Origin of the sequence: Sphingobium sp. YBL2 (assembly GCF_000943805.1) — a bacterium.
In the GTDB taxonomy this organism is placed as follows: Bacteria; Pseudomonadota; Alphaproteobacteria; order Sphingomonadales; family Sphingomonadaceae; genus Sphingobium; species Sphingobium fuliginis.
Window position 1 is genome coordinate 1,078,926 of record NZ_CP010954.1, and the last position, 12,707, is coordinate 1,091,632.

Here is a 12,707-nt window from a genome sequence, read left to right on the forward strand (position 1 = left end):
GTTGAAAATTCACGCTGATGTCGCGCCAGCCCACCCCCTAACCCCCTCCCGCCTGCGGGAGGGGGAATGTCCGCTTTCCACCAAAAATCAGTCATCCAGCCTCTTCGGAACGCAGCCAATCCACCTAATAGAACCGGGCCGGATCGGAGGGCGTCCAGGCGGGCGGATGCAGCGCCAATATGTCGGTCATGACCTCCACGATGACAGGCGCATCCTCCTTGATGGCGGATCGCAGCGCGGGGCCCAACTCGCCCGGCCGCTCGACCCGACAGGATTTGCAGCCGAACGCGCGCGCGGCGGCGGCATAGTCGACCGGGGAGAAGCGCCAGTGATGATCATGGTCGGCATTGTCGGCCCAGACCGGCTTTTCCTGGCTGAGGCCGTTATTGTTGGAGACGATCGTGACGGTGTTGATGCCGTAACGCCGCGCCGTCTCCATTTCACTCATATGGTACAGGAACCCGCCATCGCCGGTGAAGCACAGGACGGGCCGGTCGGGCTGCGCGCATTTGGCGCCGAGCGAGGCGGGATAGGACCAGCCGAGCGATCCGGCGGCGCGCAGCAGGCCCTGCCCGCGCCGGTCGAGATAGATGTGGCGCGCCGCCCAGGCGGCGGCATGGCCGGTGTCGACCACCAGAAGCGCGCCTTCCGGCAGTTCTTCCGACAGGATGCGGCACAGGCGTTCGGGACGGATCGGCAGGGCGTCCGACATTTCGGCCGGCGCCGCCGCCTGCGTCCAGTCCGCGCGCAATTCTTCCACATGCCGCAGCCAGTCCCGCCGTACCGGCATGTCCGTCAGCGCAGCGGAAAATTGTTCCAATATGGTTTTCGGATCGCCGCAAAGCGCGGCCTGCAACGGATAGTTGCGGCCCAGTTCGCGGGCGTCCACGTCGATCTGGATCGCGGCGATGCCGGGTTGGGGCACCTTCCAGCCGGTGGTCGTCATGCTGCCCGCCATGGTCCCCACGAAAAGGACCAGATCGGCCTCGCTCACCGCCCGGTTGGCGGCTTCCCGCGAATAGATGCCGCAGACGCCGAGCGAGAGCGGATCGCTTTCCCGCAACACCGCCTTGGCGTCGAGCGAGGTGGCGAGGGGCAGCCCGTGCCGCCGCACAAAGGCCGCCAGCGCTTCCTGCGCGCCGCTCGCGCGGATGCCCGATCCAGCGATGACGACGGGACGCATGGCATGGCGCAGCAGGTCGGCGGCGCGGCGGATGTCGGCGGCGGGCGCGGCATGGCGGACCGCCGGGCATGAAGCGAAGGCCGGATCGGGCAGGGGCGCAGGGTCCATCGGATCGTTCAGCACTGCGCCGGTGAAGCCCGCCAGTTCCAGATGGACCGGGCCGGGCGCGCCGCCGGTCGCCACCCGCATGGCCTGGCCCAGCATGTCGGGCAGGCGCGAGACCAGGTCGGTGCGCGACGTCATCTTGGTCAGCCCGGCGAAAATGGGCTGCTGGTCGACCTCCTGATATTGGTTGCGGTCGCGGGTGGCGGCGGTGCTGCCGCCGGTCAGCGCCAGCACCGGGGATCGCGCCATCAACGCGTCCAGCAATCCGGCGGCCAGATTGGCCGCGCCGATCTGCTGCGCCCCGCACAGGCCGATCCGGCCCGAAGCCCGCGCATAGCCGTCCGCCATATAGGCGGCCGCCTTCTCGCCATGGGCGACGACGGGCAGGACCCCGGCAGCCTGCATCGCCTTGACCGCCCCGGGCAGCAGCAACGGGACATGGAAGAAATGAGTCGCGCCGCAGGCCGCAAGCGCGTCGGCCAGATACCGGTCCCCGCTATACACCGGCTCGGGCGATCCTGCGGGCCAGCACCCGCGCTGGCGAACCGTCGCCTCCGGCGATGGGCAGGGCGCCGAACAGGAACTCGACCCGATCCCCGGCGAAGGCGGCGTGCCCGGTCAAATGCTCGCAGATCAATATGCCGTTGGCGAGCAGCGTGCGGTGGACCGGCCAGTCGAAACCGGGTTGCCGAAGATGATAGACAAGGTCGGGCGTCGCGAAGTCGCAGGCCAGCATCTTGATGCGCCTTTCCAGCAGCCATGTCGCGGCTTCGGGGCTGAAGCTCGGATGCCGTTCATAGTCCGGCGTGCCGAAGCGGGCGGCCCAGCCGGTGTCCACCGCCAATATGTCGCCCGCCTGCAGGAGCGGGCGGCATTGCTCAAGCTCCGCGACGGAGATGATCTGGTCCGGCCCTTTTTCGATGCGCCAGACGACGCCTTCGCCGCTCAGCCGCTCCGGCGGGATCGACGCCATGTCGGGCGCGTCCTCGAAATAATGCAGCGGCGCGTCGACATGCGTCCCGGCATGCGCGACCATGTGGATGTCGGTGACGTTGAACGGGTCCTGGGGCAGCGAACGCAGCTTGCCGAAGCTGGGCCTCGGAAAGATCGACGCGCAGGGCATGTCCGGGCCGACATCATGGGTCAGGTCGACCCAGGGACCGGCGGGCTGGACCGGCCTGCTTGCCGGCAGGTCCAGCCAGCCTATCCAGCCATCCGGCGCCTTGGGGCATTGATCGCACATCGGCTCATCCTCTTCTGCCGTTCAGGTCTGCACCTGGAACGGGTCCCGCTCGCTTTCGGACAGGTTGATCATCACATTCTTCGTGGTCAGGAATTCCTTCAACCCCTCTTCGCCGCGCTCGCGGCCGAAGCCGCTGTCCTTCACCCCGCCAAAGGGCGTCTGCACGGCCACGGCGCGATAGGTGTTGACCCACACCATGCCGGTGCGGAGCGCGGCGGAAACGCGGTGCATGCGGTTCAGGCTCTGCGTCCAGATGCCCGACGCCAGGCCGAAGCTCTGGTCGTTGGCGATGGCGATCGCCTCCTCCTCCGTATCGAAGGGGATGATGGAGAGCACGGGCCCGAAAATCTCCTCCTGCGCCACGCGCATGCGGTTGTCGACGTCCGCGAAGATGGTGGGCTTGACGAACAGCCCGTCGCGCAGAATGCCGTCGCGCGCCGCTTCGCCCCCGGTGATCAGCCGCGCGCCGTCCGCCTTCGCGGACTCGATGAACGACAGGATGCGGTCGAACTGCGGCCGGTTGGCCGCCGTGCCCATCTCCGTCGCGGGATCGAGCGGATCGCCCAGCCGGATATTCGCCGCCCGGCGCGCCAGTTCTTCCACCACGCCGTCATGGACCGACCGCTGGACCAGCAGGCGCGACCCGGCGATGCAGGTCTGCCCCGTCGCCGCGAAAATGCCCGCCAGCGCGCCCACGGTCGCCTTGCCCAGGTCCGCATCCTCGAAGATGATGTTGGGCGATTTCCCGCCCAGTTCGAGGATCACGGGCGTCAGGTTGCGCCCGGCGGCGGCGGCGATTTCCCGCCCGCCATGGCTGCTGCCGGTAAAGCTGATCTTGTCCAGCCCGCCGCCTTCCACCAGCGCCCTTCCGGTACGCGCGTCCCCCGTGACGACGTTGAACACGCCCTTGGGGAATCCCGCCTCCTCCACCAGCCGCGCGAATTCCAGCGTGGTGACGGACGCATGCTCGGACGGCTTCACCACCACCGCATTGCCCGCCGCCAGAGCCGCCGGCACCTTGTTCGCCAGCAGCGCGATGGGGGAATTCCATGCCGTGATGACGCCGATCACCCCCAGCGGCTCCATCGTCGCATAGTCGAAGATGTCGGACCGGTCGACGGGAATGACCTTGCCGAATATCTTGTCGGCATAGCCCGCGAAGAAGCGGAAGACCCGCGCGCAGAAGCGCATCTGCGATCGGGTTTCGCGTATCACCTTGCCATTGTCGGTGGACTCCAGCCTGGCCAGCCGGTCGGCGTCGCGGTCGATCAGGTCGGCCAGGCGGTGCATCAGCCGGGCGCGCTCCACCCCCGGCACCCCGCGCCAGCGCCGTTCGAAGGCCTCCCGGGCGGCGGCGACGGCGGCGGCGACGTCGGACGGACCGGCTTGCGAGATTGTCGCCCAGACATTCTGGTCGAACGGATTGACGGTGGGAAAGCGCTCGTTCATTTCCGGCGGCACCCACTGCCCGCCGATGAAAAGGTCGTAATCCTGCCGCTCAGCCAATGTCATCCTCCCGCCTTTGGCACAGTCCTAGCCCGCCGACGCTATGCCCTCCAATATGTTTCCGGTGAGCGAGAATAACGGAAGCTTATGGTGCCCCCCGGTTCCACCATAAGCAGCGCTTCTCCTGAATGCCGTTTGGATATTGGCCTTCGATCCCCTCGATCCGGATGATTTCGCATCGGAAATGCGCGCAGGACAGCGGAGCATGGGAGAGGTGGAATGGCAATCCGGAAATTGATGAAGCTTTTGGGCTGCGCCGTCGCGATGACCGGCGCCATGGCCGTGCAGGCTTCGACCCTGAAGGACATATGCGGCGAATGCCGGTTCGAAAAGCTCGTCACCTGCGGCCAGTTTCTGGAAGGGATCAATTTCGACGGCAATGGCGACATCTGGGCCGTCAGCCTGTTCAACGGCGCAATCGTCAAGGTCGTCGGCGGCCAATGCGTCACCCAGCTCAGCACGGGGGGCAATCCCAACGGCGCGCGCTTCCATAAGGACGGGCGGTTGTTCATCACGGACAATGCGCGCGGCATCCTGACCTATGATCCGCGGTCCCGGTCGCTCACAGTCTTCGCGGACAGGGTGGAAGGCAAATCCTTTGTCGCCAACGACCTCGTCTTCGACGAACAGGGCGGCATCTATGTGACGCTGGCGGACAATTCCAATTATCTCGACCGGGTGGGGCGCGTCGCCTATTTCGCGCCCGGCACCCGTTCGGCCAGGATATTGGCGGACAGGCTGCCCTATCCCAATGGCGTCGCGCTTACGCCCGACGGCAAGTTCGTCAATATCGGCCTCTACGGCGCGAAGGCGATCATGACCATGCCGTCGGTCGCCAATGCGCAGAGCAAGCGCGGCCCCTATATTCTGGCGCATACCGATGGCGGGATCGGGCCGGACGGCATGACCATGGACGCGGACGGGCGGCTCTATTGGGCGGAATTCCTGGCCGGGGCGGTGGGCGTGGCCGATATGGACGGCTTCACGCTCGGCTATATGAAGTTGCCGAAGGAAGCCGGCCGCTGGACGACGAACCTCACCATCCATGACGGCTATCTTTACGTGACGGAGGCGGAAAAGGGCGAGATCTGGCGCACGCCGGTGACGGTGAAGCCCCAGTCCTGACCGGCGCCGACAGTTTCGGCATGCGATAACGATATGCTGCTCCTCCGCGATTATATTGTATTGCATGCTACCCGGCCATAATGTCCGGCCAACCAGAATATCGATGAGGGATGCAGCGTGAACGCAAGGGCTGGCCGGAACGAAGGGCCTTATGATTTCATCGTCGTGGGTGCGGGGTCGGCCGGATGCGCGGTTGCCAATCGTCTGTCGGAGGATGGCCGGGAACGGGTGCTGCTGATCGAGGCGGGCGGGCGCGACAGCAGCATCAGCATCCACATACCCCTGATGGTCGTGAACCTGCTGAAGGACCCCAATCACACCTGGCCCTTCATCACCGAACCGCAGGCCGCGCTCAAGAACCGCACCCAATTATGGACGCGGGGGCGGGTGCTGGGCGGCTCCAGCTCGATCAACGGCAATGTCTATGTCCGCGGCGATCCGGCGGAATTCGACAGTTGGGCGGCGCTGGGCCTGCCGGGCTGGGGCTGGTCCGACATGCTGCCCTATTTCAAGCGGATGGAAAGCTACCGCCAGGGCGATCCGGCGGTGCGCGGCCATGACGGGCCGATCGGCGTCACCAGCCTCAAGCATTTCGACGCGCTGGCCGATGCTTTCGTGGAAGCGGGCTGCCAGGCCGGGTTCGACTATGTCGAGGATTATAATGACGGCCATTATGAGGGCGCGTCCTATCTGCAATATTCGACCAGGCGCGGTTTCCGCTCCTCTTCGGCGGTCGGCTATCTGAAGCCGGCGCGGGGCCGTCCCAATCTGGACGTGATGGTCGACGCTCTGGTGACGCGGGTGATCATCGAAAACGGCGTGGCTACGGGTGTGGAGGTCCGGCGTGGCAATGAACTGACGCGCATCGACGCCCGCAAGGAAGTGATCCTGTCCGCAGGCCCGGTCCAGTCTCCCAAGCTGCTCGAGCTGTCCGGCATCGGCAATGCGTCGCTGCTGCGCGAATATGGAATAGAGGTGATCAGGGACATGCCCGCCGTGGGCGAGAATTTGCTGGACCATCCCAATACCCGCCTGACATTCGAATGCACCAGGCCGATCACCATCAACGACGCCTTGCAGCGCCCGACGGTGAAGGTGAAGGAAGGCCTGAAATTCGCGCTGTTCGGCAAGGGGCTGTTGTCGATCTGCTCGGCGGTGGCGCATATCGTGATGCGCAGCTCCCCCGATGAACCGCGCGCCGACCTGAAGCTTCAGCTTCAGCCCTTTTCCGGCAAGGATCGCTACGCGCGCAGGCCGCAGGACGGGCTGGACGCGCATTCGGGCTTTACCGTGGGCGTCATGGGCCTCAGGCCCCGCTCGCGCGGCTGGACGCATATCCAGTCGCCCGATCCCGTCGCCTATCCGAAGATCGACCCCAGATATTGCGACGATCCGCATGATGTCGGCGTGCTGCTGGCGGGGATCAAGGCGGTGCGGAACGTCGCCTCCCATCCCGCGATGCGGGCGATGATCGTGCGGGAGACGCGGCCCGGTGACGCCACCGTCACCGATGAGGAGATCATCGACTATATCCGGGAAACGACGCAGACCACCTGGCATATCGTCGGAAGCTGCAAGGCGGGGACCGATGCGGAGGCGGTGGTCGATCCGCAACTGCGGGTGCGCGGCGTCGGCAATTTGCGGGTGATCGATTCCTCCATCTTCCCGACCATTCCCTCGTCCAACACCAATGCGCCGACCATCGCGCTCGGGGAACGGGGCGCCGACATCGTGCTGGCGCAATGGCGCAACGACAGCCGGGCGGCCGCATGATGCGCATCGAGAGGATAGAACTGCACGTCACCGAACTGCCGGTCCGGCTGAAGCGCACATTCTCCAGCGGCAGCTACGACACCGGGCCTTCGGACCAGTTGCTGGGCAAGCCCGTCCTGCTCAAGATCCATGCGGAGGGCGTGACCGGCATCGCCCAGATCCGTCCGATCAGCCCCGGCCATTTCGTCGCCGATACGGTGCATAGCGTGATCGGCGCGATCAGGGACATCTACGGACCGCTGCTGATCGGCAAGCGGGTGTGCGACCTGGAATCGATCGACGGCCTGCTGACATCGCGGCTGGCGGGCAATCCGGCGGCGCGGGCGCTGGTCGACATCGCGCTGCACGATGCATTCGGCAAGGCGGTGGGCCTGCCCATCCACGCGCTGATCGGCGGGCGGGCCAATGCCGCGATCCCGCTGGAATGGTCGGTCAGCCTCTATGACGATCCCGCGCAGATGGTCGCGGACGCCCGCCGCGCCGTCGAGGAATTCGGCATCCGGGTGCTGTGCCTGAAGGCGGCGGGCAAGGGCGGCTGGCGGACGGACGTCGCCAATTTCGAACGGGTGCGGGCGGCGGTCGGGCCGGACATCATGATCGGCGTCGATCCCAATACCGGCTGGACGGCGGCGGACACGGTGTCGGCTCTCAACGCCCTGCGCCACATGGATGTGGGCTATTGCGAACAGCCGGTGGAGCGGGCCGATCTGCGCGCCATGGCCGCGATCCGGGCCAAGGCGGGCGGCGTTCCCATCATGGCCGACGAAAGCCTGTTCACGCTCCAGGACGCGGCCCACATCGCGGATGCGGCGGCGGCGGATGTATATTGCATCAAGCTCTACAAGGTCGGCGGCCTGACCCCCGCCCGCAAGATCGCGGCGCTGGGCGAGGCGCACGGCATCGGCATCAATTGCGGAGGGCTGGCGGTCGCCTCCCAACTCGAAGCGGCGGCGGCCGCGCATTTCTGCGCCTCGGTCCCGGCGGCCCGCACCTTCGGCGCGGCGGAGTTCGTCTTCGGCGTGGGCGTGCTGGGCGACGATCCCCTGATCGCGGAAGGCGCCATGGCGATAGAGAATGGCGCTGTGACGGTTCCGACGGGGCCGGGCCTGGGCCTTGCCGTCGATGAAGCGGCGCTGCAACGCATGACGCTCCAGAAGCTGGAAGTGACCGGGTAGATCGGCGCCAACCTCTGCCGATTGGGTGCAAAGCGGACACCCACTTACCCCTCTCCCTCGAGGGAGAGGGCTGCGCAGACTTGGCAGCTTGCTGCCTAGTCGTAGCCGGGTGAGGGGGTTGCGATCCAGGGGATCGCACGGCCCGCAGGCCCGCTCCCCCTCATCCAGATCAGCCTGGGCCCCTTCGTCGCCAAGGCTTCCTGTCCTTCTCCCTCAAGGGAGAAGGAAGGTCCTGAATCGGCCAATTCCCGTCGCCCGAACCCGCTTCCTATCAGCCGCTTGTCCGTTCGAATGCCTTCGTAGAGACATGGTGCGCCGGATGAATTCTAGAGCCAATCGACATTCAGCCCTGACGGCCTGCAAATGACGCTTTTCCGAGCTTCCAGTGCTCACCTACTTTGAGTAGGCTGCGCTCAGGGTCACGGAAAACCACCATTTTACCTTCGGTGGCCTTCGGCTCGGCTCGTAATCTTCTGAATGTCGATTGGCTCTAACCCGCCACCGTCTGGAATTCATGCACCGCGCGCCTTACCCGCAAGGGCGTCAGATTCGGCGCGACCGAATGCACGAAGTCCAGCAGGAACGACCGCAAATAGGTATTCCGCCGCAGCACGATCTTGATCGTGCTCGACGGCAACAGATGCGATGCATCCCGCGCCCGAATACCGACATCGCGCTCCGGGTCATAAGTCATGGACGCCAATATCCCAATTCCCAGCCCCATCCCCACATAGGTCTTGCAGACATCGGCGTCGATGCCGCTCATCACGATCTTCGGCTCCAGTCCGGCGTCGGAAAAGGCCTTCATCACCTTCCACCGACCACTATAGCGCGTGTCGTAGGTGATGATCGGATAGCGCGCGATCTCCTCCAGCGTCAGTTCCGGCACGGCCAGGATCGGGTGGCCGACCGGCGCGACGATGCAGCGGTGCAGGTCGAAACAGTCGAGCTTCACCAGATTGGGGAAATCCCGCGTCGTTTCCGTGCCGATCGACAGGTCTGCGTCGCCCGCCTCCACCAGCGCGCAGATTTCCTCCGGGTCGCCCTGCTTCAGCACCAGCTTCACGTCGGGATAGCGGGCGACGAATTTCTCCACCACCTTGGGCAGCACATAGCGGGCCTGGGTATGCGTCGTCGCGATGGTGAAGACGCCGCGATTGCCCGAATGCATGTCCTCCTTCAGCGACTTGAGCGCGGCGACGTCCGTCGCGATGCGCTGCGCGATGGAAAAGACGACGCGGCCCGGTTCGGTCAGGTCGATGATCCGGTTGCGGGTGCGCATGAAGATCTCGAAACCCAGTTCCTGCTCCAGCAACTGGATTTGCCGGCTCACCCCGGGCTGCGAGGTGTTGAGGGCATCGGCCGCCGCCGAGAGATGATTGTTATGCCGCACGATTTCAACGACATAGCGGAGCTGTTGCAGCTTCATCCGGCCATCCTCACCATAAATTTTTGATATGGCAGAATGCTATAATATTCCGTGCGCGCATAAAGCAATCCCCTAAAAGTGGCTGGCATGACAGCGGCGGGGCAGCCTTGTGACCGGTCTCACCGGCGTACCCGCCCGCTTGCCTTGGAGGGGAGGGCGGCAGCGCTTTCCTGAATCAGGGATTGGCCTGGATCAAGAGGGACGGGAATGCCGGAACAGCAACAATCCGATTTCGACATCGTGGTCGTGGGCGGCGGCAATGCCGCGCTCTGCGCCGCGATCAGCGCCGCCAATGAGGGGAGCCGTGTCCTCCTGCTGGAACGTTCCCCGGTGGAGGAGCGGGGCGGGAACTCCGCCTATACCGACGGGCTGATGCGCACCGTCTATGACGGCGCCGACGACATCCGCGCCTATTGCCCGGATCTCACGGACGAGGAAGTCGCGGTCAGCGACTTCGGCACCTATACCGAGGAACAGTTTTTCGACGACATGGGCGAGATCACCCAATATCGCACCGATCCCGACCTGTGCGAAATCCTGGTGAAGCGCAGCCGGGAGACCATCCTGTGGATGCGCGATCAGGGCGTCCGCTTCTTCCCCAATTTCGGGCGGCAGGCCTATCGCGTGAACGGCCGCTTCAAATTCTGGGGCGGCGCCACCATCGCCGTGGCCAGCGGCGGCCCCGGCCTGGTCGATGCGCTGTACAATGCGGCGGAAAAGCGCGGCGTGGAAATCCGCTACAATGCCTGGGTCCGCGATCTGCTGCGCGACGAAAGCGGGATTTCCGGCGTCACGCTGCTCAATGGGCAGGGCGAGATCGAAACCATCCATGCGCGGGCCGTCGTGCTGGCCTGCGGCGGGTTCGAGGCGAATGCCGAATGGCGCGCCCGCTATCTGGGGCCGGGCTGGGATCTGGCGAAGGTTCGCGGTTCGCGCTTCAACACCGGCGACGGCCTGTCCATGGCTCTCGCCGCCGGCGCGCAATCCTATGGGCACTGGTCGGGTTGTCATGCCGTGTCCTGGGAACGCAACGCACAGGATTTCGGCGATCTCGCACTGACGCCACAATATCAGCGTCATTCCTATCCGCTCTGCATCATGGTCAATCGCGACGGAAAACGATTTGTCGACGAAGGCGCCGACTTCCGTAACTACACCTATGCGAAATATGGGCAGGCGGTATTGCAGCAACCCGGACAGGTGGCATGGCAAGTCTATGACTCCAAGGTCAATCATTTGCTGCGCGACGAATATCGCACGCGCCAGGTCACCAAGGTCGTCGCCCAATCCATCGAGGAGCTGGCCGACAGGATCGGAGAAATAAACAAGGATCAATTCTTGGAAACGGTCGCGGAATTCAACGCATCGGTGAAGACCGACATGCCGTTCGACCCCAATATCAAGGACGGACGCAGCGCCTCCAGCAACGGCGTCGTCCGCAGCAACTGGGCCAACAGCATCGATACCGGGCCGTTCGAAGCCTATGCGGTGACTTGCGGCGTCACCTTCACCTTCGGCGGCATCAGGGTTTCGACGGAAGGCGAGGTCATCGACACCAACGGCCACGCCATCCCCGGCCTGTTCGCGGCGGGGGAGATGGTCGGCGGCATATTCTACTTCAACTATCCCGGCGCGAGCGGCCTGACCAGCGGAGCCGTCTTCGGCCGCCTCGCGGGCGGCAGCGCCGCCGCCTACGCCAAGTCCGCATCGCGGAAGCCCGCGCTGTCCGTCGCCTGATCCCTTATCGAAGAAAGTTCCTCCATGAACGCACCCAGCAAATTCGTCGTCCCCGGCGCAACCCGCGACATCGCGGATTTCGCCGCGACCCTGCAATATCGGGACATTCCCGACGACCTGATCCTGAACGCCAAGCAGTGCATCCGCGACAGCCTGGGCTGCGCCGTGTTCGGCGCGCCGACCCCCTGGGTGCAGGCGGTGGTCCGCACCGTCGGCCTTCTCGGCCAGAAGCCCAGCGCCAGCGCCTGGGGCATGAAGGTCAAGGCCGATCCGCTCGGCGCCGCCTTCATCAACGGCACGGCGGCGCAGGGCTATGAACTGGACGATTGCCACGACCAGTCCATGTCGCATTATGGCGCGGGCGTCGTCCCCGCCGTGATCGCCTGTTCGGAGGGCGCATTCGGCGCCTTCACCGGCAAGGACATGATCCGCGCCACCGTCGCGGGCTATGAGCTGGGCACGCGCATCGGCAACACGGTCAGCCCGTCGGCCTTCCATCGCGGGTTCCATCCCTGCGGCCTTACCAGCACCTTCGGTTCGGCGGCCGCCATCGCCAAGCTGCTGGACCTCGACACCGATCGATATGTGAGCGCGCTGGGCCTGGCGGGCAGCCAGGCGGCGGGGCTGATGGCGTCGCAATTCGGCGCGATGGCCAAGCGCTTCCATTCCGGCAAGGCGTCGCAGAACGGCATCATCGCCGCGCTCTGCGCCCGCGAGGGGCTGACCGGCGTGCGCGACGTGCTGGAGGCGCCCTATGGCGGCTTCTGCTCCACTTACTCCGCCGAATATGATCTGAGCTTCGCCACCGACGGCTTGGGCACCGATTGGGAGATGCGCCGCAACGGCTTCAAGCGCTATTCCTCGCTCGCCAGCAGCCAGACCACAGTGGACGCCCTGCGCGCCATCCGGGAAAAGGCAGGCATCCGGGGCGAGGATGTGGAGAAGGTCCGCGTCGGCACGACCGAGATGGTCTTCGTCCATTGCGGCTGGCCCTATGTCCCCAATGGGGAGACGATCAGCGCGCAGATGAACCTGCCCTATACCGGCGCGGTGACGCTGCTGGAGGGCAATGCCTTCATCGACCAATATACGGACGAAAAGCTGACCGATCCGAAGATCATCGACCTCGCCAACCGGATCGAGGTCTATGTCGATCCCGAGTTGGACGCGCGCGAGAAGCACCAGATGCGCGCCGTCCGCGTCACCGTGACGATGAAGGACGGGACCGAGCATTTCCACGAGCAGACCTATCGCAGCGGCCATTGGCGCAATCCGATGTCGGACGAGGTGCTGAAGGAGAAATTCCGCGATCTCGCCAGCCGTCAACTGACCGGGCAAGCCGTGGCCGAGATCGAACGCATCATCGACAATCTGGAAAATGAGGAAGCGCCCGCCATCGCCCTTGGCGCCGCGCTGCAACAGGTCCGCTGA

General features: G+C 65.2%; 9 protein-coding genes. 5 read left to right on the forward strand and 4 right to left on the reverse strand.

What is annotated here, in order from left to right:
* Nucleotides 1-124 precede the first annotated feature (124 nt).
* Genes TZ53_RS05130 through TZ53_RS05140 form a run of 3 tightly spaced genes read right to left on the reverse strand, consistent with a single transcriptional unit; the run spans nt 125 to nt 4,043 of the window.
* A complete protein-coding gene (locus TZ53_RS05130; RefSeq protein ID WP_052628095.1) occupies nt 125-1,792 on the reverse strand; it encodes a thiamine pyrophosphate-binding protein in 1,668 nt (555 codons plus the stop codon).
* Nucleotides 1,785-2,531 (reverse strand): cyclase family protein, encoded by a 747-nt coding sequence (locus TZ53_RS05135; protein WP_044660641.1) that lies wholly within the window; start codon nt 2,529-2,531, stop codon nt 1,785-1,787. The genes TZ53_RS05130 and TZ53_RS05135 overlap by 8 nt, the downstream gene beginning before the upstream one ends.
* A 21-nt stretch (nt 2,532-2,552) precedes the next feature.
* Complete coding sequence (locus tag TZ53_RS05140) at nt 2,553-4,043, reverse strand: aldehyde dehydrogenase (protein WP_044660642.1); 1,491 nt, start codon at nt 4,041-4,043, stop codon at nt 2,553-2,555.
* Between the two features lie 231 nt (nt 4,044-4,274).
* Here TZ53_RS05140 and TZ53_RS05145 point away from each other — a divergent pair, with 231 nt between their 5' ends.
* The 3 genes from TZ53_RS05145 to TZ53_RS05155 all read left to right on the forward strand — a co-directional run bounded on the left by TZ53_RS05145 (nt 4,275) and on the right by TZ53_RS05155 (nt 8,110).
* Entirely contained in the window at nt 4,275-5,162 is an 888-nt protein-coding gene (locus TZ53_RS05145; RefSeq protein WP_171009945.1) for an SMP-30/gluconolactonase/LRE family protein, read from the forward strand.
* A 117-nt stretch (nt 5,163-5,279) separates the two neighbouring features.
* Complete coding sequence (locus tag TZ53_RS05150) at nt 5,280-6,935, forward strand: GMC family oxidoreductase (RefSeq protein WP_044660643.1); 1,656 nt, start codon at nt 5,280-5,282, stop codon at nt 6,933-6,935.
* Nucleotides 6,932-8,110 carry a mandelate racemase/muconate lactonizing enzyme family protein gene (locus tag TZ53_RS05155; RefSeq protein ID WP_165363356.1) on the forward strand — a complete coding sequence of 393 codons (1,179 nt, stop codon included), beginning with the start codon at nt 6,932-6,934 and terminating at the stop codon, nt 8,108-8,110. The genes TZ53_RS05150 and TZ53_RS05155 overlap by 4 nt, the downstream gene beginning before the upstream one ends.
* Before the next feature lie 490 nt (nt 8,111-8,600).
* On the opposite strand, the gene TZ53_RS05160 is transcribed toward TZ53_RS05155, so the two are convergent.
* A complete protein-coding gene (locus TZ53_RS05160; RefSeq protein WP_025552300.1) occupies nt 8,601-9,539 on the reverse strand; it encodes a LysR substrate-binding domain-containing protein in 939 nt (312 codons plus the stop codon).
* A 207-nt stretch (nt 9,540-9,746) separates the two neighbouring features.
* Between TZ53_RS05160 and tcuA the strand changes: the two genes are divergently transcribed.
* The gene (tcuA, locus tag TZ53_RS05165; protein WP_044660645.1) at nt 9,747-11,276 is read left to right on the forward strand and encodes an FAD-dependent tricarballylate dehydrogenase TcuA; all 1,530 of its coding nucleotides are present in this window, start codon (nt 9,747-9,749) and stop codon (nt 11,274-11,276) included.
* Between the two features lie 24 nt (nt 11,277-11,300).
* The gene (locus TZ53_RS05170) at nt 11,301-12,707 is read left to right on the forward strand and encodes an MmgE/PrpD family protein (RefSeq protein WP_025550674.1); all 1,407 of its coding nucleotides are present in this window, start codon (nt 11,301-11,303) and stop codon (nt 12,705-12,707) included.